Raw genomic sequence first — 21,584 nt, 5'->3', positions numbered from 1 at the left:
AAAGACGCGGCGGGCCGGTTCTTGACAGGCAAAGGTTACTGAGTAACCTCTGACACATTACTCAGTAACCATCGGAGATGACATGTCGGTCCGGCACGGTCTGCTCGCCCTCCTCGCAGAGGAGCCGATGCACACCTACCAGCTCAAGCAGCAGTTCGAGGAGCGCACCGGGAGCACCTGGCCGCTCAACATCGGGCAGGTCTACACGACGGTGCAGCGCCTCGCCCGCGACGGCCTGGTCGAGGCGCTCGCCGGTGAGGGGAGCGACGTCGAGCGCTTCGGGCTCACCACTGCCGGGCGCGAGGCCGCAGCCGCATGGTGGACGACGCCCGTGGAGCGGGGGGCGCCGGCCCGTGACGAGCTCGTCATCAAGCTCGCGCTGGCCGCTGCCGCGCCGGGAGTCGACGTCGTCGACCTGGTCCAGCGCCAGCGCCGCGAGTCGATGCGCTCGCTTCACGAGTACACCCGGCTGCACCGCACCGCCGGCGACGACCTCGCGTGGGGCCTGGTGCTCGACCACCTCATCTTTGCCCTCGAGGCAGAGATCCGCTGGCTCGACCACGTCGAGGCGAAGGTCGCCCGAGCCGCTCGGACGGCACCGGATCAACGAACGGCAGAGCAGGGCGCGGCCGACGTGAGCCCGTCGTCGCGACAGGACCAAGAGGCACGGCGATGAGCACACCCGATGCCAGGCCCGTCCTGCTGAGCCTGCGCGGTGTCGGCCGGGTGCACGGCGACGGTCCCACGGCCGTGCACGCCCTGCGCGACGTGGACCTGGACATCCGCATCGGCGAGCTGGTGGCGATCATGGGTGCCTCCGGCTCCGGGAAGTCGACGCTGCTCAACATCGCCGGCGGGCTCGACACACCCACCGCCGGAACGGTGAACCTCGGCCGTCACGAGCTGACCTCGCTCGACCAGCAGGCACGCGCGAAGCTCCGACGGCGCTCCATCGGCTACGTCTTCCAGGACTTCAACCTCATCCCCGCGCTCACCGCGCTGGAGAACATCTCGCTGCCCCGCGAGCTCGACGGCGTGGCGCTACGCAGCGCCCGCGCGGAGGCGACGGCGGCGCTGGAGGAGGTCGGTCTCGCCGAGCTCTCCGGCCGCTTCCCCGACGAGATGTCCGGCGGGCAGTGCCAGCGGGTGGCCATCGCCCGCGCGGTCGTCGGACCGCGCCGTCTCATCCTCGCCGACGAGCCGACCGGTGCGCTGGACTCCACCACCGGCGAGGACGTGCTGCGCCTGCTGCGGGCACGCATCGACGCTGGCGCGGGCGGCCTGCTGGTCACCCACGAGGCACGCCACGCTGCCTGGGCGGACCGCACGATCTTCCTGCGCGACGGCGTGGTCATCGATTCCACCGGCGACCCGGCCGAGCCGGAGTCCTTGCTGACCACCGCGGACGGGCACTGATGGCGCGCCGGCTCGTCGCGCTCCGGGCCGCCGCCCGTATCGCGGCGCGCGACGCCCGGCGGGCCAAGGGCCGCACCGCGCTCGTGGCCACCATGATCGGGCTGCCGCTGCTCGTCGGTACCGCCGGCGGCACGCTGCTGAACTCCGGGGAACCGACTCCTGAGCAGATCGTCGCCAGCCGGCTCGGGGATGTTGCCCAGGCCGAGATCGGCGCGCGCTGGGCCGGCGAGGTCGACCAGGGTGTGCTCGGGCAGTACGGGCCGATGGGCGGTGGAGGCGACGACTCCGATCCGCCGAGCGACGTCGAGCACGAGCGCGCGATCGCCGCGATACTGCCGGCTGACGCCGAGCTGGTGCGGGCGACGGCCGACGGCGGGATGGCGACGAGCGAGGCGCGCTCCCGGCCGTCCCACGCCGAGGTCCTCGAGCTGCCCGAGGACCGGCTCGCCGACCTCGTCACGGCACCGCTGACCTCCGGCGCACTGCCCCGATCTCCCGGTGAGTTCCTCGTCGGTCAGGACACCGCCGAGACCTTCTCGGTGGAGGTCGGGGACGCCCTGACGATCGACCTGGGCCTCGACGAGCCGCTCACCGGCACGGTTGCAGGCGTCCTCGAAGCCGGTGCGGCGACGGACGCCGCCCTCGCGCTGACCGGCACGCTGCCCGCGGTGCCGGACGGCACGCAGAGCGGGAGGAGCGAGCGGCAGGTGCGTTGGTACGTCTTCGGCGACAGTCCCGTCACCGCCGCGCATGTCGAACAGCTCAATGCCATCGGCTCGCCGGTGCTGAGCCGGCACGTCGTGCTCAACCCGGATACCTGGCACGGCGGCCCGGATATGGGCGGCACCGACGCCGGTGTCGTTGCGGTCGTCGGTGCCGTCGCCGCCATCGTGCTCGTCGAGGCGATCCTGCTCATCGGCCCCGCCTTCGCCGTGGGCGCCCAGCGCAACCAGCGTCAGCTCGCGATGATCGCGGCCGTCGGTGGCGATGCCCGAACGCTGCGTCGGGTCGTTCTGCTCGGTGGTGTCACGATCGGGCTGGCGGCTTCGACGCTCGCCGTGGTGCTCGGGCTGGGCGTCGCCGTCCTCGCGGTCTGGGGCGTCAACCTCGTTTGGCCGCTCACCTTCCCGGCGCTCCGGATTCCCTGGCTCGTGCTGCCGGCGGTCATCGCCCTGGGAACCCTCATCGCCACGGCCGCCGCCTGGTTGCCGGCTCGGCGCGCCGGCCGGCTCGACGTCGTGGCCGCGCTCGCCGGCCGTCGCGCCGAGGCCCGTCCGCGCCGCCGGGTGGCGATCATCGGTGCGGTGCTCGCCGGCGCCGGCGTCGCGGTGGCCATCGTCGGGGCGAGCGCGTCGCAACCCTTCCTCGTCGTGGGCGGCGTCGTCGCGCTGGAGATCGGGATCGTGGCCACGGCCGGCGCGATCGTCGCGCTGGTGGCCCGGCTGGCGCCGCGCCTGGGACTCGCGGGACGCTTCGCGCTGCGCGACGCGTCCCGGCAGCGGTCCCGGACCGCGCCGGCGGTTGCGGCCATCATCGCGGCGCTCGCGGGCGCCACTGCCGGAGCCGGCTTCATTGCGTCCTCCGAGGCGCACCGAGACGCGACGTACATGGCCGCAGGGCCCGAGGGCACGGTCATCGCAGGAATCCTCCCCTTCGAGTCCGACGCGGCCGTGACTGCTGACCAGCTCACGGCTCTGTCGAGCATCGTGCACGCCACACTCCCGGTCGAGGCCGTGCACACCGTGGCCATGGCCTCGCTCATCGATCCCGACGATGCCGCGTCCGCCGACGAGGCAGCCTTCTTCCTCACCAGATGGCCCGGCGGCGACGCGTGCCCGCTGGACGAGCTCAGCAGCCCGGGCACCGCCGAGCTCCTCGAGCACGCTGACGACCCACGGTGCCAGCAGTCGGCGTGGTCGGGAACGCAGACGCTCGTGTCCCGGCTCTCGGGTGCGGTGCTCGTCGACGACGGCACCCTGATGACGAGCCTCGGATTCCCGGGTGCCGAGGAGGCTGCTGCGGCGCTTGCAGCGGGACGAGTCGTGGTCCCCAGCGAGCTCGCGATCCATCGCGACGGCACCGTGCACCTCGACGACGAGCGCTACGTCGACGGTGAGGAGGTCAGGGTGGTCGACACCTACGAGCTGCCTGCCACCGCAGCTGATCTCGGCAGCAACGGCATGTTCGACGTGTTCGCCATGGTCTTCCCTCCCCAGGTGGTCGAGGAGCTCGGCCTGCACACCGAGGACGTCGGCCTGCTGGCCTCGACCTCCCGAATGCCGACCGAGGGCGAGGAGACGGCTGCCTACGACGCCGCCTACGAGCTCGACACCATGGCCTACGTCGGCGTCGAGCGTGGCCCCGGTAATGAGTCCCTCGCGGTGTGGATCGTCGTGGCTGCGGCCCTCGTCGTCGGTCTGGGCGCAACGATGATGAGCATCGCGCTGGCACAGACCGAGACGAGGCCCGACCTGGCCACCCTGGCGGCCGTCGGCGCCTCGCCGGGGATCCGACGGCGGATCGCGGCGGCCCAGGCCGGCGTCCTCACCCTCATCGGTGGGGTGATCGGCGCCGGGACCGGACTGCTGCTCGCCGCCGTCATCGTCACAGCGATGCGCCACCAGTGGGGCCGGGTGGACCCGCTCTGGCAGCTGGTCATCCCGTGGCCGGCAGTGGCCGCCATCGGACTCGGCGTGCCGCTGGTGGCGATGGGCGCCGCCTGGCTGTTCACCCGCTCCCGGCTGCCCATGGTGCGCCGCATCGCGGGATAGCCCGCGACCCCCAACTGGCTGCGTCGCGGGCGTGGAGGGCGCCCGCGACGCAGCCCTACCGTCCCCTGTCCAGTCCGGCGCACGGCAGACCGTGCAGTGTTGTACGTGAGCGTACGGTGACGGCATGGTCACGATCAGTGCGAGCGTCGCACGTCAGACTCTTCCCGCCCAGCTGGACCGGGTGGAAGCGGGCGAAGAGGTTGCGATCACCCGGCACGGGCGTGTTGTCGCCGTGCTCGTTCGTCCCGACGCCCTCAGGGCTCGCCGCGCCCCAGAGGCATGGCGTCAGGCCGACCGCATCGGTTGCCCTGCTCGACGACGCCCGCAGCAAGCCGGTTCCGCGGCCGGTCCTCAGCTCCGGGCCCGCGGAGGAGCTTGTCGCGACAGTTCGCGCAGGTCGAGCTGCGCGATGAGGAGCTGCAGGTCCCACCGCCGTCAACGTCCGTAGACGTCACTGCGATGACCAAGGGTCACGACGACGACGAGAAGGACGCCGTCGTCCACGGTGTAGAGGGCCCGAAGCGCCGCCGGCCTCAGCTCGATCCGGTAGCTCAGGCCGAGCGCAGCAGCTTCTGCAGGCGCTTGACCGAGACCTTCGTCGGCGTGCCCAGCTGCTGGGCGAAGAGGCTGACCCGCAGCTCCTCGATCAGCCACCGGACCTCGGTGAGCGTCGCGTCGCGGTCGGGCCCGGCGGTGGCGTGCCGGGCGGCGTCGACGGCGGCCTGGTACTCGTCCTCGACCTCGCCGACCTGCCACGCGAGGTTCGTGTCCTGGTGGACGTTGTCCTGCGCGCGCTCGATGCGGCGCTGGGCGGCCCGCAGGTAGCGGGGCAGGTGGACGAGCCGGTCGGCCGGAGTGGCCGAGACGAAGCCGGGGAACACCAGCCGGGCCGCCTGGTCCCGGACGTCGGTGAGCGTGTTGAGCAGGAACATCGACGTCGCATCGCGGATCGCGGCCTCGAGCCCGCGATACGCGTCAAGGGTCGCCACCAGCTGCCCGATGATCCGGTAGACCCGCTCCTCCAGGTCGGCGCGCACCGCGGTGCGCAGCTCGCCGTACGCCGTCGCGTCCATCGGCTCGCCGGCGCCGCGGGCCACCCACTCGTCGGCGATCGCCGTCACCGCGGCCAGCTGCACGTCACGCACCAGCGCAGCGGTGTCGCGGTACGGGCTGGCGGCCAGCGAGAGCGCCTCCCGGCCGGTCCACCGGGTGGTCACCCTCGGCGTCGCCAGTGCCGTCTCGGCGAGCAGCAGGTGGCGCACGCCGCGCCGGTGGCCGCGGACCTGCTCCCCGGCGTCGGCGAGCACGACGAGGTCGACCCGGCCCGCGGCCGGGCCGGCGACCTGGGTGGTCAGCGCCGGGTACCCGCGAACGAGCAGCCCCTGCGGGCCGACCGACTCGATCTGCCGCGGGATGACGCCGTCGGGCAGGTCCGGCCAGCCGGTGAGGCCGCGCTGCTCGGCGAACCCGGCCGGCACCGCGGAGCTCCCGGGCGCCACCGGCCCGGCGTCGCGGGCAGCCGCCGTGCCGCCCCCGCTCGCGTCGTCCCCGCGCCGCGCGACCTGCCCGGCACCGGGACCTGCGTCACGACTGGCCTCCTCCATGGCGATCTGGACCGCGCTCTTGACCGCGCTGCGCACCGCGTGCTGCGTCTGCGCGGCGAGCCGCCGTTGGAGGGCAGCCAGCGAGGTGCCCTCGCCGAGCACCTTGCCGTCGCCGTCGACCACCCGGAAGTTCATCCGCAGGTGGGGCGGCAGACGCTCGTCGTCCCACGCATCGTCGGGGATTTCGACGTCCCGCAGCATCCGCACCGTGGCCTTGAAGGACTCCCGGAACGACGGCGCACCGAACGGCGCCGGTGCCACCTCCGACCACTGCGGCAGCATCGTGAGGACCTCCGCCGCGACGTCGGGTGCCGGCACCAGCTGGACCCGCACCTTCTTCGGCAGCGCGCGGATCGTGGCGACGGTGAGCTCGGGCAGCAGGCCGGGGACCATCCAGTCGAAGCCGTCGGGCCGCAGCCGGCCGAGCACGCTGATCGGGACGTGGAGGGTGACGCCGTCGGCCGCGGTGCCCGGCTCGAACTGGTAGGTGAGCGGCAGCGTGAGGTCGCCCTGCTGCCAGGTGTCGGGAAAGTCCCCGGCGGAGACGTCACCGCGCTCGCCGAGCAGTAGCTCCCGGGTGAAGGTGAGCAGCTCGGGCTGCTCGTGGCGCTGCTTCTTCCACCACGAGTCGAAGTGCCGGGCGCTGACCGCGGAGTCTGGCAGCCGCTCGTCGTAGAAGTCGTAGAGCCCGTTCTCGTCGAGCACGAGGTCGCGGCGGCGGGTGCGGTTCTCCAGCTCCGCTACCTCCTCGAGCATCGCCCGGTTGTGGGCGAAGAACTTGTGGTGGGTGCGCCACTGGCCCTCGACCAGCGCGTGGCGGATGAACATCTCCCGTGCCAGCGCCCGGGAGTCGGCGTCATCGACACTGGCCAGCAGCACGGTGCGGTCGGCCACCAGGGTCATGCCGTAGAGCAGCACCTTCTCGTGCACCATCGCGGCGCCCTGCTTGGTGGACCAGTGCGGCTCGGAGTGCACCTTCTTCACCAGGTGCGCGGCGGCCGGCTCCACCCAGGACGGCTGGATCCGCGCGATGGTGCGCGCGAACAGCCGGGAGGTCTCCACCAGCTCGGCCGCCATCACCCACTCGTACCGCTTGCGCGCCAGCCCCGAGCCGGGCCATGCCACGAACCGGGTGCCGCGCGCGCCGAGGTACTCCCGGCGCCGCTCGTCGTAGCTGCCGAGGTTCGACAGCAGCCCGACGAGCATCGCCTGGTGGATCGCGTCGGCGCTCGGGGTGTCGGCGGACTGCCCGAGGGCGAGGGCCGCGCCGACCGGGTCGCCGGCCGTCTCGGCGGTGCTCGGCAGCGACAGCGGCCGCATCGTCAGCCCGAGCGGCTTGGCCAGCTGCCGCAGCTGGGTGACGACGTCCTGCCACTCGCGCACCCGCAGGTAGTTGAGGAACTCCGCGCGGCACAGCCGCCGGAACGCCGAGCCGGACAGGTCGCGCTGCTGGATCCGCAGGTAGCGCCACAGGTTGAGGTAGGCGAGGAAGTCCGAGGTCGGGTCGGTGAACCGGCGGTGCTTCTCGTCCGCCGCCTGCTGGTGGTCCGCGGGGCGCTCGCGGACGTCCTGCAGGCTGAGCGCGGCGACGATCACCATCACCTCGGCGGCGCAGCCCAGCTTCTCCGCCTCGAGCAGCATCCGCCCCAGCCGCGGGTCGATCGGCAGCCGGGCGAGCTGGCGCCCGACCGGGGTCAGCCGGGGCCCGCCGTCCGCGGCCGGCTGCCCGCCGTCGAGCGCGCCGATCTCGGTGAGCAGCTGGATGCCGTCGCGCACCGCGCGGGTGTCGGGCATGTCGACGAACGGGAACCGCTCGATGTCGCCCAGCCCGAGCGAGGCCATCTGCAGGATGACCGAGGCCAGCGAGGTCCGCAGGATCTCTGGCTCGGTGTACTCCGGGCGGGACTCGAAGTCCGCGCGGGAGTACAGCCGGATCGCGATGCCGTCCGCGACGCGCCCGCACCGCCCCGACCGCTGGTTCGCGCTCGCCTGGGAGACCGGCTCGATCGGCAGCCGCTGCACCTTGGTCCGGCTGGAGTAGCGCGAGATCCGCGCCGTCCCCGGGTCGACGACGTAGCGGATCCCCGGCACCGTCAGCGAGGTCTCTGCCACGTTGGTGGCGAGCACCACCCGGCGGTGGCGGCTGGTGCGGAACACCCGGTGCTGCTCGGCCGCGGACAGCCGGGCATACAGCGGGACGACCTCGATGACGCCGGGGCGGTCGGCGTCCCCGCGGCCGAGGTAGCGCGGCCCGAGGTGCTCGGCGAGCGCGACCTCGGTGTCGCGGATCTCGCGCTCGCCGGAGAGGAACACGAGGATGTCGCCCGGTCCCTCGGCGACGAGCTCGTCGACCGCCCGGCAGATCGCGGTCGGCTGGTCGAGCGCGTCGGCGTCCGTAGCGGCCGGGGCCGAGGTCCCGCCGTCGTCCTCCTCGAGGTCGGGCACGAGCGGGCGGTAGCGCAGCTCGACCGGGAAGGTACGCCCGGAGACCTCGACGACCGGGGCCGGCACGCGCTCGCCGTCGTCCTCGGGCGGCGCACTGAAGTGGGCGGCGAACCGTGCGGAGTCGATCGTCGCGGAGGTGATGACGACCTTGAGGTCGGGCCGGCGGGGCAGCAGCTGCGCGAGGTAGCCGAGGATGAAGTCGATGTTGAGCGACCGCTCGTGCGCCTCGTCGACGATGATCGTGTCGTACTGGCGGAGCATCGGGTCGCGCTGGATCTCGGCGAGCAGGATGCCGTCGGTCATCAGCTTGACCAGCGTGGTGGGGCCGACCTCGTCGGTGAACCGCACCTGGTAGCCGACCGCCCCGCCGAGCTGGACGCCGAGCTCCTCCGCGATCCGCTCGGCCACCGTGCGCGCCGCGATCCGGCGCGGCTGGGTGTGGCCGATCTGGCCGGTGATGCCGCGGCCGAGCTCGAGGCAGATCTTCGGCAGCTGGGTGGTCTTGCCCGAGCCGGTCTCGCCCGCGACGATGACGACCTGGTTCGCGGCGATCGCGGCGGCGATCTCGTCGCGCCGTGCGGACACCGGCAGCTGCTCGGGGTAGCTGATCGCCGGCAGCGCCTCGCGTCGCGCGGTGAGCTGCTCCTCGGTGAAGCCGCGGTGCTCGCGGGGTCGGCGGTTCCCGGTGCGGCCCCGGCCGCCACCACGGCGCCGCTGGCCGGCACCCGCGGGACGTCGGTCGCCCCGGGGCTGCCGGTCCCCGGCGGCTGCGACGTTCTGTTCACTGCTCACGATGACCCATTCTCACCTACGCTCGGCTGAAGAGGCGCGCGCTTTCCCCGATGGCGAAGGTGCCTCCCTGGACACGAGGTCCGAGGCCGTCAAGGAGCTCCTCGGGCTCGCGGCCTGGTTCCTCGCTCCCGAGGAGGGCTGAGCCGTGGGCAAGGCCTCGCGCATCGCCCGGCGTCAGAGCTTCGGTCGCCCCGTGCGCACCTACCGGCAGACGTTCCCACTCTGGTTCCACCTGCTCTTCGTCGCGATGATCGTGGTCATCGTCGGCGCAACGGCGGTGAACCAGAACCTCGGGATCGGCACCAAGGTGTGGGGCGCCTCGATCCCCCTGGTGCTGCTGGTGGTGGCGTGGTGGTTGCTGTGCGACGTCCGTCTGGTGCTGTGCGAGGCAGGGCTGGTCGTCGGTCGCTTCTTCCCCTTGCTGAGCCCGTACGTGATCCCCTATCGCGCCCTCGAGCCGCGGGGCGTGACCTGTGTGAGCGACGTCGGACGGCTGTCCGCGGTGACCGGCAGGTCCTTCGGCTCGACCCTGTTCTACTTCCCGCAGTCCCGGCGCGGCCTGGTCTTCGACGGGCCGCTGCCCGCGCAGGCACGGTCGCGCAGCAGCGTGGTGGCCCACGGCTTCGACACCTCGACAGATACGGTGCGTGGCGGCAAGCTCTGGGCCTTCGCCTATCGCGGCCGCCCCGAGGAGCTGATCGCCACGCTGCAGCAGAGGCTTGTCGCACAGCAGGTCCCTCACGCCGAGCAGCTGGCGCAGGTGGCGCTGCCCGAGCGCGGAGTCGGGGCGAATCGCGACGAGGCGCGCGCCAGGATCAACGGCTTCGCCCGCTGACCGGCTCTGCTGCGCTGATCCCGCGGGCCTCACCGGACCGCGCGGAGCCGCACCCTCGCCCCCGGCGCCGCCTGGATCGCGCCGGGCACCATCGGCTCGCGTCGATCGCCCCCGGGCGGCCGGTCACCGGCGGGTGCGGCGTTCTGTTCACTGCCCACGATGGTCCATTCTCACCTACGCTCGGCTGAAGAATCTCTCGCTTCCCCGTGGTGAAGGTGGGTGACGACGTGAAGGCTCCCGACGGCGTGCGTGTGACCGGTGAGTCCGGTGAGCGGTACGAGCAGGTGCTCACGCCCACCGCGCTCGAGCTGGTCGCGACGTTGCACCGCCGGCTGGACGCCCGGCGGCGCGAGCTGCTCGAGGCACGACGACGGCGGGTCGCGGCGCTGGCCGACGGCGGCACGCTGGACTTCCTGCCCGAGACGGCGGGCATCCGCGAGGACGCCTCCTGGCGGGTCGCTCCGCCGGCGCCGGGCCTGGTCGACCGGCGGGTGGAGATCACCGGCCCGACCGACCGGAAGATGACGGTCAACGCGCTGAACTCCGGCGCGAGAGCCTGGTTGGCGGACCAGGAGGACGCGAACACGCCACGGTGGGAGTCGGTGGTCGGTGGCCAGCTCAACCTGCTCGACGCGATCAACCGCACCATCGACTTCACCGCGGAGAATGGCAAGCGCTACGCGCTGCGTCCCGACGAGGAACTGGCCACCATCATCGTGCGGCCCCGCGGCCTGCACCTGCCGGAGAAGCACCTGCTGGTCGACGGCGAGGGCACGTCGGGGGCGCTCGTGGACTTCGCGCTCTACCTGGCCACCGCCGGGCGGCGGCAGATCGAGAAGGGGCAGGGCCCGTACTTCTACCTGCCCAAGCTCGAGTCGCACCTCGAGGCCCGGCTGTGGAACGAGGCGTTCGAGATCGGGCAGGACCTGCTGGGCATCCCGCGGGGCACCATCCGGGCCACCGTCCTCATCGAGACCTACCCGGCGGCGTTCGAGATGGAGGAGATCCTCCACGAGCTGCGCGAGCACTCCGCGGGGCTCAACGCCGGCCGGTGGGACTACATGTTCTCGGTGATCAAGACCTTCCGGACGCGCGGCCGGGACTTCGTGCTGCCGGACCGCAACGCGGTGACGATGACGGTGCCGTTCATGCGCGCCTACACCGAGCTGCTGGTGCGCACCTGCCACAAGCGCGGCGCGCACGCGATGGGTGGGATGGCGGCGTTCATCCCGAGCCGCGACGAGGCGGTGAACCAGACCGCGTTCGCCAAGGTCCGCGAGGACAAGACCCGCGAGGCCACTGACGGCTTCGACGGCTCGTGGGTGGCGCACCCCGGCATGGTCGAGCTGTGCGCGGAGGTCTTCACCGCCGTGCTCGGCGACCGACCGAACCAGATCGACAACACCCGCGAAGACGTCACGGTCACCGCGGCGCAGCTGCTCGACGTCCGCTCGACGCCCGGCGAGGTGACCGAGGCCGGGCTGCGGAGCAACGTCTCGGTGGGCATCCAGTACCTGCGGTCCTGGCTGGCCGGGCAGGGCGCGGTGGCGATCTTCAACCTCATGGAGGACGCCGCCACCGCCGAGATCTCCCGCTCGCAGGTCTGGCAGTGGCTCCACAACAAGATCACGCTGGCCGACACCGGCGAGCTGGTCACCCGCGAGCTCGTCGGCCGGGTGGTCGAGGAGGAGATCGCCGCGCTGCCGGGGCAGCCGGGCGACTACGAGGAGGCGAAGCAGACCTTCCTCGCCGTCGCCGTGGCCGACGACTACGCCGACTTCCTTACCCTGCCGGCCTACGAGCGGATGCCCTGACCGGGCCCGCCGATGGCCTCGCGGGAGTCCACCACCGGTGACCGGTTCGACCTCGTCGTGCGCGGCACCCGGGTCGTCGGCCCCGACGGCGTCGCGCCCCGGGAGGTGGGCGTGGTCGACGGCGTGATCACCGCCGTCGAGCCGCTCGGCACCGGCCTGCCCGGGCGCACCGTCATCGAGCTGGCCCGCGACGAGGCGCTCATCCCCGGGCTCGTCGACGCCCACGTGCACGTCAACGAGCCCGGCCGGACCGACTGGGAGGGGTTCGCCAGCGCCACCCGCGCCGCAGCCGCCGGCGGCGTCACCTCGATCCTCGACATGCCGCTGAACTCCGTGCCGGCCACAGTGGACGCGGCGGCGCTGGCACTCAAGCGTCGCGTCGCCGCCCCGCAGGTGTTCGTCGACGTCGGGTTCTGGGGCGGGGCGGTGCCCACCAACCTCGGCGAGCTCCGCGCGCTGCACGACGACGGCGTCTTCGGCTTCAAGTGCTTCCTGCTGCCCTCCGGCGTCCACGAGTTCCCCCACCTCGAGCTCGACGAGCTCGAGACCTTCCTGACGGCGCTCGCCGGCCTCGGCGCGATGATGATCGTGCACGCGGAGCACCCGGGGGCGGTCCTCGGGCCGGCGAGCACGCCGGACCGCGACTACCGGCACTACCTGGCCTCGCGGCCCCGGCAGACCGAGGACGGCGCCGTCGTCGAGGTCGTCGAGCGCGCCCGGCGGACCGGCGCGCGCAGCCACATCGTCCACCTCTCCTCCGCCGACTCGCTGCCGGTGATCCGCGCGGCCCAGCACGACGGCGTCGACCTCACCGCGGAGACCTGCCCGCACTACCTCACGCTCGTCGCCGAGGACGTCCCCGCCGGCGCCACCGCCTTCAAGTGCTGCCCGCCGATCCGCGAGTCGGCCAACCGGGAGGCGCTGTGGGAGGGGCTGCTCGACGGGACGATCGAGTACATCGCCAGCGACCACTCGCCGTCGACGCCGGACCTCAAGCACCTCGACGACGGCGACTTCGGGGCCGCCTGGGGCGGCATCTCCTCGATCCAGCTCGGGCTGCCGATCGTGTGGACCGAGGCGCGCCGTCGCGGCATCGGTCTGGAGCGGGTCGTCGACTGGATGGCGGCCCGGCCCGCCGACCGGGCCGAGGTGCGGGGCAAGGGCCGGCTGGCGGTCGGCTACGACGCCGACCTCGTCGTGCTGGCGCCGGAGGAGCAGTTCGTCGTGCGCGCTCAGCGCCTGCACCACAAGAACCCCCTCACCCCGTACGAGGGCAGGACGCTGCGCGGGGTGGTCCGCCGGAGCTTCGTGCGGGGCGTCGAGGTCGACCTCGCGCAGCCGCGCGGGCGGTTGCTGCGGCGTGGCGGTTGAACGGGTCCGGTGCGCCACCGCCGGTCAGCGGTGCATGCCGCCGAGGCCGAGCGGGACGTGCCGGTTGACGTCCTTGTACAGCAGGTAGCGCAGCGGGCCCGGCCCGCCGGCGTAGCAGGCCTGCGGGCAGAACGCGCGGAGCCAGATGAAGTCTCCCGCCTGCACCTCCACCCAGTCCTCGTTGAGCCGGTACACCGCCTGCCCCTCGAGGATGTAGATGCCGTGCTCCATCACGTGGGTCTCGGCGAACGGGATGATCGCGCCGGGCTGGAAGGTCACGACGTTCACGTGCATGTCGTGGCGGACGTCGGCCGGGTCGACGAACCGGGTGGTGGCCCACCGCCCGTCGGTGCCCGGCATGGCGACCGGCTCGACCTCGCGCTCGTTGGTCACGAAGGAATCGGGCACCGCCACGCCGTCGACGTGCTGGTAGGCCTTGCGGATCCACATGAAGCGGGCGGGCACGGCGGCGTCGTTGCGGACCGACCAGGGCGTGCCGGGCGCGAGGAACGCGTAGCCGCCCGGGACCATCCGGTGCTCGTTGGTGTCGGGCGCGTCCTCGTCGAGGCGCAGCGTCAGCTCGCCCTCGAGGATGAACAGCACGGCCTCGGCCGCCGGGTCGTCCTCGGGCCGCTGCGAGCCGCCGCCGGGGGAGACCTCCATGAGGTACTGCGAGAAGGTCTCGGCGAAGCCGGTGAGCGGCCGGGCGAGCACCCACAGCCGGGTGCCTTCCCAGAACGGCAGCTTCGAGGTGACGATGTCGCGCTGGCTGCCGCGCGGGATGACGGCGTAGGCCTCCCGGAACATCGCCCGGTCGGTCAGCAGGTCGGTCTGCGGCGGGTGGCCGCCGTGGGTGGACCAGTACGTCGGCTCGGGCATCGGGGGTCCTTTCGGGCCGGGGGTTGCGGTCCTGCGTGCGGGTGACGAGAGTGGCACCAGCTCCGCTCCTCGAATCTAGTGGGAGGCCGACGTCGTGACCTCGGGACTGGCGAGCTTCAACGCCGCCTCCGACGACGCTGCCCGGCGTCTGCTCCTCACCTGCGTCGACGTGCCGCGGTGGGCCGCGGAGCTGGCGACCGGGCGGCCGTACACCGACGTCGGGACGTTGCTCGCGGCCGCCCGGACGGCGGCCGACCCCTGGACGGACGAGGAGGTCGACGCCGCGGCCGCGCGCCACCCGCGCGTCGGCGAGCCGCCCGCGGGCGACGACGCCGGCGCCGCGCACTCGCGCCGCGAACAGGCCGCGGTCGACGCCACGACAGCCGAGCGGCTGCGGGCCGCCAACCGGGCCTACGAGGACCGGTTCGGCCACGTCTTCCTCATCCGGGCCGCCGGCCGCGGCGGCGACGAGATCCTCGCCGCGCTCGAGCACCGCCTCGGCAACGACCCGGCCACCGAGCACCGGATCACCGCCGACCAGCTCCGAGAGATCGCCGTCCGTCGCCTCCAGGAGGAGCTGGCATGACCTCACACATCACCACCCACGTCCTCGACGCCGTCGCCGGCGCGCCCGCGGTGGGCGTCGGGGTGACGCTGTCGCGGGTCGAAGGCGACGCCGTCACCGAGGTGGGCTCCGGCGCCACCGACTCCGACGGCCGCTGCGGCGCGCTCGGCCCGGCGCGGCTGGCGCCGGGCACCTACCGGATCATCTTCGCGACCGGTGAGTACTTCCGCGCCCGGGACACCCCGACCTTCTACCCCTCGGTGACCATCGACTTCGTCGTCGAGGAGGGCCAGGACCACTACCACGTCCCCTGCCTGCTCAGCCCGTTCGCCTACTCCACCTACCGCGGCACCTGACGGCGCCCGGCGTGACCGACCGGCTCGGCTGACGCGCTAGACCGGCACCGCGGCACTGCTCAGCCGCTTGAGCAAAGGTGTTGCGGATTCCGACATGAAGTCACCGGCACTGACGCCACGGCACCGCAGATACTGGGAGAACCTAAAGTTGTGGCCGCAACTGCGGCAGAACTTCGCGCCGGTCGCGGACTTCATGTCGGCATCCGCAGTTCCGCGAGGTCGCAGGCCCGTCCATAGCGCCGTCTGACGCTCCGGCCGCCGGGCCGGCGCCGGCGGCCGACGCTGGCGCCCGCACCCGCCCCTCCGCACCCTCCGGATAGGTCGATCCTCTGGGTACTTATGTCGCGTTGTGACGGTCGATCTATGCACCAGAAGATCGACCCAACTGGCGGGAGTCTTCGGCCGACGGCGGGGCGGGGTTCGCGTTAGGGTGCTGGGAACGGCTCAACGAGGATGTGAGCGATGGGTCCAGCTGAGGTCACCGTCAACGGGCGGGTCCGAGAGATCGCCGGTACCGGCGTGCACGCCACCTTGCTCGACTGGCTGCGCGCCGAGGGTCTCACCGGCGCCAAGGAGGGCTGCGCCGAGGGCGAGTGCGGCGCCTGCGCGGTGCTCGTCGCCCGGCCCGACGGCGACGCCGGCACCCGCTGGACGGCGGTCAATGCCTGCCTACCGCCGGCGCTCGCCCTCGACGGCCAGGAGGTCATCACCGCGGAGGGGCTGGGCACCGCGGCCGGCGCCGGCGTGGTCGAGAACCTCCACCCGGTCCAGCGGGAGATGGCCCACCGTGGCGGCTCGCAGTGCGGCTACTGCACGCCGGGCTTCGTCTGCGCGATGGCCGCGGAGTACTACCGGCCCGAGCGTCGCCGGCCCGTCGGCCTGGCGGCCGACGACGTCCAGCCATCGAGCGACGGCGACCTGCCGACCGACGGCGATCTCTCCAGCGACGGCCAGCGGTCGCGCGACGACGATCCGTCCACCGACGGTCACGGCGAGACCGACGGCCACCTGTCCGCTGATGGTCAGCGCCCCGCCGGCCACGGCGAGACCGGCCCCAACGGCTTCGACCTGCACGCGCTGAGCGGCAACCTGTGCCGTTGCACCGGCTACCGCCCGATCCGCGACGCCGCCTACGCGCTCGGCGACCCGGACGTCGGTGACCCGGTGGCGGAGCGTCGAGCGCGCCCGGCCCCGGCGCCGCGCGCCACGTCCCTCGCCGTCGGCGGCGCGCAGTTCTGGCGCCCCGCCACGCTGGCCGAGCTGCTCGCCGAGCTTGCCGAGCGTCCCGAGGCCCAGCTGGTCGCCGGTGCCACCGACCTCGGCGTCGAGGTCAATATCCGCCACGCCCGGCCGGCTCGGCTGGTGGCGATCGACCGGCTCGAGGAGCTGCGCACGCTGACCGTCGCCGCCGACCACATCGAGATCGGCGCGGCGCTGACACTCTCGGAGATCGAGCGCGCCCTCGACGGCCAGGTCCCGATGCTCACCGCGCTGTTCCCGCTGTTCGCCTCGCGGCTCATCCGCAACAGCGCGACCCTCGGCGGCAACCTCGGCACGGCCTCGCCGATCGGGGACGCCGCCCCGGCCCTCCTCGCGCTGGACGCCGCGCTCGTCCTGGCCGCCAGCCACGGGGAGCGCGCGGTCGCGCTGTCGGAGTACTTCACCGGCTACCGCCAGACGCTCCGAGAGCCTGGCGAGATCATCCGGGCGGTGCGGATCCCGCTGCCGCTGCGCGAGCACACCGCGTTCCACAAGATCGCCAAGCGGCGGTTCGACGACATCTCGAGCGTTGCCGTCGCGCTGGCTGCCCGGTTCGACGGCGGCACCGTCACGGAGATCCGGATCGGCCTCGGTGGTGTCGCCGCCACCCCGGTACGGGCCGGGGCCACCGAGGAGGCGCTGCGCGGCCGGGCCTGGACCCGGGAGAACGTCGTCGCCGCGGCGGCCGTCATGGCGGGCGAGGGCACCCCGATGGACGACCACCGGGCCAGTGCCCGCTACCGCAGCGCGATGCTCGAGCAGTCGCTGCTGCGGTTCTACGCCGAGCACGATCCGTCGCGCAGCGAGCAGGTGCCCTGATGGCATCCCTCGCCGAACGTCCGATCGACCCCGTGGTGGGCCGCGCCGTCCCCCACGAGAGCGCCGACCAGCACGTGACCGGCACCGCCCTGTACACCGACGACCTCGCGCTGCGCAGCACCGGCACGCTGCACGCCTGGCCGGTCCAGGCGCCGCACGCGCACGCCCGCGTCACCCGGCTGGACGCCGAGCCGGCGCTCGCGGTCCCCGGTGTGGTCCGGGTGCTCACCGCCGCCGACGTGCCGGGCCGCAACGACTCCGGCACCAAGCACGACGAGCCGCTCTTCCCCGACGAGGTCATGTACTACGGCCACGCGGTCTGCTGGGTGCTCGGCGAGACGCTCGAGGCGGCGCGGCAGGGCGCGGAGGCGGTGACGGTCGACTACCAGCCGCTGCCCTCCGTGCTCAGCCTCACCGAGGCGATCGAGGCGGAGAGCTTCCAGGGCATGCGACCGACGATCACTCGCGGCGAAGCCCGAGCGGCGTTGGCGCAGTCGGCGCACCGGTTCGCCGGCGAGATCGAGTGCGGCGGTCAGGAGCACTTCTACCTCGAGACCCACGCGGCGCTGGCGCAGGTCGACGAGGGCGGGCAGGTCTTCCTCCAGTCCTCCACCCAGCACCCGTCGGAGACCCAGGAGATCGTCGCCCAGGTGCTCGGGCTGCGCAGCCACGAGGTCACCGTGCAGTGCCTGCGGATGGGCGGCGGCTTCGGCGGCAAGGAGATGCAGCCGCACGGGCTGGCCGCCGTCGCGGCGCTCGGCGCGGTGCTCACCGGCCGGCCGGTCCGGCTGCGGCTCACCCGCAACCAGGACATCACGATGACCGGCAAGCGTCACCCGTTCCACGCCACCTGGGAGATCGGCTTCGACGCCGACGGCCGCATCCAGGCGCTGGTCGCCACCCTGACGTCAGACGGCGGGTGGAGCCTGGACCTGTCCGAGCCGGTCCTCACCCGGGCGATGTGCCACGTCGACAACTCGTACTTCATCCCGCACGCCGAGATCCACGGCCGGATCGCCAAGACCAACAAGACTTCCCAGACGGCGTTCCGGGGCTTCGGCGGCCCGCAGGGCATGCTCGTCATCGAGGACATCCTCGGGCGCTGCGCCCCGCTCCTCGGGCTCGACCCGGCCGAGCTGCGCCGCACGAACTTCTACCAGCCGGGGCAGTCCACCCCCTACGGGCAGCCGGTGCGGCACGCCGAGCGGCTTGCCGCGCTGTGGAGCCAGGCGCTCGAGCGCTCCGACCACGCGGCTCGCGGCCGGCAGGTCGACGCGTTCAACGCGGCCTACCCGCACGTGAAGCGCGGGCTGGCGATCACCCCGGTGAAGTTCGGCATCTCCTTCAACTTCACCGCCTACAACCAGGCCGGCGCGCTGGTGCACGTCTACAAGGACGGTTCGGTCCTCATCAACCACGGCGGCACCGAGATGGGGCAGGGCCTGCACACCAAGATGCGGCAGGTGGCGGCGACCGCGCTCGGGGTGCCGCTGAGTGCCATCCGGCTCGCCCCGACCCGCACCGACAAGGTGCCCAACACCTCGGCGACGGCGGCGAGCTCGGGCGCCGACCTCAACGGCGGTGCGGTGAAGGACGCTTGCGACCAGATCCGCGACCGGCTCGCCGAGGTGGCGGCGCGCAAGTGGAACATCCACCCCGACGACGTCCGGTTCGTCGACGGCCGGGTGACCGGCATCGGCTTCCACGACGCCGAGCTCTCCTTCGCCGAGCTGGTCCATGACACCTACTTCCAGCGCATCTCGCTGTCTGCGGCCGGCTACTACCGCACGCCGGGCCTGCACTGGGACGCGGCGCGGATGCAGGGCGAGCCGTTCAAGTACTTCGCCTACGGCGTCGCCGTCTCCGAGGTGGAGGTCGACGGCTTCTCCGGCGCCTACCGCTTCCTGCGGACCGACATCGTCCACGACGTCGGCGACAGCCTCTCGCCGCTGGTCGACCTCGGCCAGATCGAGGGCGGGTTCGTCCAGGGCGTGGGCTGGCTGACGCTGGAGGAGCTGCGCTGGGACGAGTCCGACGGCGAGCACCGCGGCCGGCTCGCCACGCAGGCCGCCAGCACCTACAAGCTGCCGAGCTTCTCCGAGATGCCCGAGCAGCTCCACGTCCACCTCTTCGAGCGGGCCACCGAGTCCGGCGTCGTCTACGGCTCCAAGGCCGTCGGCGAGCCGCCGCTCATGCTCGCGTTCTCGGTCCGGGAGGCGCTGCGCCAGGCGGTGGCGGCCTTCGGCGAGAGCGACCCGGAGGTCCGCCTCGCGAGCCCGGCCACCCCCGAGGCGGTGTTCTGGGCGATCCAGGCGGTGCGGGACGCCGCGGTGGCCGCGCGCCACGGGTCGGTGGCGAGGGTCTGATGGACTGGCTCGGCGCCGTCGCGCAGCTGCGGGCCGAGGGCCGGCCGGGGGTGCTGGTCACGGTGGTCGGGGTGCGGGGCCACGCCCCGCGCGAGGCGGGCGCCAAGATGGTGGTCGCCGCGGACGTCACGTGGGACAGCATCGGTGGCGGCAACCTCGAGGCGACCGCCACCGACCGCGCCCGGGAGATGCTCGCCGCCAGCAGCCCCGCACCGGAGCAGCTGACCCTGCCGCTCAACGAGCACGCGACCACCAGGCACGGTCAGCAGTGCTGCGGCGGGGAGGTCACCCTCCTGCTCGAGCCGCTGCGCAGCCGGACCACGGTGGCGATCTTCGGCGTCGGGCACGTCGGGCACGAGCTCGCCCGGATCCTCGCCCGGCTGCCGGTCTCGCTGCACCTCGTCGACAGCCGGCAGGACCCGCTGCATCCTGATCAGCTGGCCGACGTCGAGGGCCAGGCCGACGTGCACGTCCACCACGCCCCGGCGCCCGAGGTGGTGCTCCGGTCCCTGCCGCCCGGGGCGCACGTGCTCGTCATGACCCACGACCACGCCGAGGACCTCATCCTCTGCGACGCCGCCCTCACCCGCGGCGACCTCGCGCACGTCGGCCTCATCGGCTCCCGGGCGAAGCTGCTGCGCTTCCGTCGCCGGCTGCACGACGCCGGCCACGACGACGCCGCGATCAGCACGATCACCTGCCCGATCGGACTGCCGGGGATCACCGGGAAGTCGCCCGCGGTCATCGCGGTGAGCGTCGCCGCCGCCCTCGTGCAGTCGCTCGAGAGCAGCACGTCCGCGACGGCCCACCGCGGCGGCCGGGCCGTGGCGGCGCCGGCGTGACCACCGCCGTCCACCCGCGTCGGCGACGAGCGCACCCACCCCACCGAAGGAGCGAGCGATGACCGAGAGTGCGGAGACGCCGGATGCCGGCGGCGGGATCGTGCTGGGCGCCAACCAGTACGGCAAGGCCGAGGTGCGGCTCGTGAAGGTCGACCGCGACGAGGCGCGTCACCGCATCACCGACCTCACGGTCAGCTCCCAGCTGCGCGGCGACTTCACGGTCGCCCACACCGAGGGGGACAATGGCCCGGTCGTCGCCACCGACACCCAGAAGAACACCGTCTTCGCGCACGCCAGGGACGGCATCGGCTCGCCCGAGGACTTCGCGATCCGGCTGGCACGGCACTTCACCGAGTCCTTCGACTGGGTCAGCGGTGGCCGCTGGGAGGTCAAGCAGCACAGCTGGCAGCGCATCGCGACGTCGCTGCCGAACCACGCTTCCGACGGCGAGCACGACCACGCCTTCGTCAAGGGCGGCACCGAGACCCGGACCGCAGTGGTCCAGCGCGACGGCGACGACGTGTTCGTCGTCGCCGGGCTGGAAGAGCTGTCGGTGCTGAAGTCGACCGGCTCGGAGTTCCACGGCTTCGTCCGGGACCGCTACACCACGCTCGCGGAGACCACGGACCGCATCCTGGCGACCTCGGTGACCGCGCGGTGGCGGTACGCGGACCTCGGCGTCGACTTCACCGCGGTGTACGAGGACGTCCGGCGGATCCTGCTCGAGACCTTCGCCGACCTGCACTCACTCGCCCTGCAGCAGTCGCTGTTCCACATGGGCCGCCGGGTGCTCGAGGCCCACCCGCAGATCGCCGAGATCCGGTTCTCGATGCCCAACCTCCACCACTTCCTCGTCGACCTCGCACCGTTCGGCCTGGACAACCCGGGCGAGGTCTTCTACGCCCCAGACCGGCCGTACGGGCTCATCGAGGCGGAGGTTCGCCGCGACGGGCTGGCCCCCGAGCCGCGGGCGTGGGCGACGGTCACCGGCTTCTGCTGATCACGCACCGACACGCGCCCCCCTTTCGCGCCGACAGCGGGATTGTCGACACCGTCGAGCCCCCGCGCCGACAGCGCGGAGCTCAACCTCCTCGCCGACAGCGGGATTGTCGACGCCTTGAGGATCCGATGACGCTGAGCCTTGCGGACAATCCCGCTGTCGGTGACAAGTCTGCTGTGGGTGACAATCCCGCTGTCGGTGACAAGTCTGCTGTGGGTGACAATCCCGCTGTCGGTGACAAGTCTGCTGTGGGTGACAATCCCGCTGTCGATGACAAGTCTGCTGTGGGTGACAATCCCGCTGTCGATGACAAGTCTGTTGTGGGTGACAATCCCGCTGTCGGTGATAAGTCTGCTGTGGGTGACAATCCCGCTGTCGGTGACAAGTCTGCTGTGGGTGACAATCCCGCTGTCGGTGACAAGTCTGCTGTGGGTGACAATCCCGCTGTC

General features: G+C 72.7%; 15 protein-coding genes. 13 read left to right on the top strand and 2 right to left on the bottom strand.

What is annotated here, in order from left to right; genetic code table 11:
* The first annotated feature begins 82 nt into the window (after window positions 1-82).
* The 4 genes from V2J52_RS04925 (at window position 83) to V2J52_RS17015 (ending at window position 4,635) form a co-directional block, all read left to right on the top strand.
* Window positions 83-676 (top strand): PadR family transcriptional regulator, encoded by a 594-nt coding sequence (locus tag V2J52_RS04925; protein WP_331226569.1) that lies wholly within the window; start codon window positions 83-85, stop codon window positions 674-676.
* On the top strand, window positions 673-1,416 hold the full coding sequence (locus V2J52_RS04920; protein ID WP_331226568.1) for an ABC transporter ATP-binding protein: 744 nt from the start codon (window positions 673-675) through the stop codon (window positions 1,414-1,416). Before V2J52_RS04925 ends, V2J52_RS04920 begins: the two co-directional genes overlap by 4 nt.
* Window positions 1,416-4,187 carry an FtsX-like permease family protein gene (locus V2J52_RS04915; RefSeq protein WP_331226567.1) on the top strand — a complete coding sequence of 924 codons (2,772 nt, stop codon included), beginning with the start codon at window positions 1,416-1,418 and terminating at the stop codon, window positions 4,185-4,187. Before V2J52_RS04920 ends, V2J52_RS04915 begins: the two co-directional genes overlap by 1 nt.
* A gap of 124 nt (window positions 4,188-4,311) precedes the next feature.
* Entirely contained in the window at window positions 4,312-4,635 is a 324-nt protein-coding gene (locus tag V2J52_RS17015; protein WP_434056376.1) for a type II toxin-antitoxin system Phd/YefM family antitoxin, read from the top strand.
* 103 nt (window positions 4,636-4,738) lie between these two features.
* Here the strand turns inward: V2J52_RS17015 and hrpA are convergent, their stop codons facing one another.
* Window positions 4,739-9,028 (bottom strand): ATP-dependent RNA helicase HrpA, encoded by a 4,290-nt coding sequence (gene hrpA / locus V2J52_RS04910; RefSeq protein WP_331226566.1) that lies wholly within the window; start codon window positions 9,026-9,028, stop codon window positions 4,739-4,741.
* Between the two features lie 145 nt (window positions 9,029-9,173).
* Between hrpA and V2J52_RS04905 the strand changes: the two genes are divergently transcribed.
* The 3 genes from V2J52_RS04905 to allB all read left to right on the top strand — a co-directional run bounded on the left by V2J52_RS04905 (window position 9,174) and on the right by allB (window position 13,048).
* Window positions 9,174-9,863 (top strand): hypothetical protein, encoded by a 690-nt coding sequence (locus V2J52_RS04905; RefSeq protein WP_331226565.1) that lies wholly within the window; start codon window positions 9,174-9,176, stop codon window positions 9,861-9,863.
* Window positions 9,864-10,090: 227 nt separating this feature from the next.
* A complete protein-coding gene (gene aceB / locus V2J52_RS04900; protein ID WP_331226564.1) occupies window positions 10,091-11,677 on the top strand; it encodes a malate synthase A in 1,587 nt (528 codons plus the stop codon).
* Between the two features lie 12 nt (window positions 11,678-11,689).
* Complete coding sequence (allB, locus tag V2J52_RS04895; protein ID WP_331226563.1) at window positions 11,690-13,048, top strand: allantoinase AllB; 1,359 nt, start codon at window positions 11,690-11,692, stop codon at window positions 13,046-13,048.
* A gap of 24 nt (window positions 13,049-13,072) precedes the next feature.
* Here the strand turns inward: allB and V2J52_RS04890 are convergent, their stop codons facing one another.
* Window positions 13,073-13,927 carry a bifunctional allantoicase/(S)-ureidoglycine aminohydrolase gene (locus V2J52_RS04890; protein ID WP_331226562.1) on the bottom strand — a complete coding sequence of 285 codons (855 nt, stop codon included), beginning with the start codon at window positions 13,925-13,927 and terminating at the stop codon, window positions 13,073-13,075.
* Between the two features lie 94 nt (window positions 13,928-14,021).
* Here V2J52_RS04890 and uraD point away from each other — a divergent pair, with 94 nt between their 5' ends.
* The 6 genes from uraD (at window position 14,022) to pucL (ending at window position 21,135) form a co-directional block, all read left to right on the top strand.
* A complete protein-coding gene (gene uraD, locus V2J52_RS04885; RefSeq protein ID WP_331226561.1) occupies window positions 14,022-14,513 on the top strand; it encodes a 2-oxo-4-hydroxy-4-carboxy-5-ureidoimidazoline decarboxylase in 492 nt (163 codons plus the stop codon).
* On the top strand, window positions 14,510-14,848 hold the full coding sequence (gene uraH, locus V2J52_RS04880; RefSeq protein WP_331226560.1) for a hydroxyisourate hydrolase: 339 nt from the start codon (window positions 14,510-14,512) through the stop codon (window positions 14,846-14,848). The genes uraD and uraH overlap by 4 nt, the downstream gene beginning before the upstream one ends.
* 462 nt (window positions 14,849-15,310) lie before the next feature.
* Entirely contained in the window at window positions 15,311-16,927 is a 1,617-nt protein-coding gene (locus V2J52_RS04875; RefSeq protein ID WP_331226559.1) for a xanthine dehydrogenase small subunit, read from the top strand.
* Entirely contained in the window at window positions 16,927-19,293 is a 2,367-nt protein-coding gene (gene xdhB, locus V2J52_RS04870; RefSeq protein WP_331226558.1) for a xanthine dehydrogenase molybdopterin binding subunit, read from the top strand. Before V2J52_RS04875 ends, xdhB begins: the two co-directional genes overlap by 1 nt.
* Window positions 19,293-20,135, top strand: coding sequence for a xanthine dehydrogenase accessory protein XdhC (gene xdhC, locus V2J52_RS04865; protein ID WP_331226557.1), 843 nt, complete (start codon window positions 19,293-19,295; stop codon window positions 20,133-20,135). Before xdhB ends, xdhC begins: the two co-directional genes overlap by 1 nt.
* Before the next feature lie 58 nt (window positions 20,136-20,193).
* Window positions 20,194-21,135: a factor-independent urate hydroxylase gene (gene pucL, locus V2J52_RS04860; RefSeq protein ID WP_331226556.1), complete on the top strand. Its 942-nt coding sequence runs from the start codon at window positions 20,194-20,196 to the stop codon at window positions 21,133-21,135.
* The last annotated feature ends 449 nt before the right edge of the window (window positions 21,136-21,584 follow it).

The organism is Georgenia sunbinii, assembly GCF_036421875.1.
Lineage (GTDB): Bacteria > Actinomycetota > Actinomycetes > Actinomycetales > Actinomycetaceae > Georgenia_B > Georgenia_B sunbinii.
The sequence above is the reverse complement of the archived record's forward strand: the minus strand, read 5'-3'. Positions and strand labels throughout refer to the sequence as shown.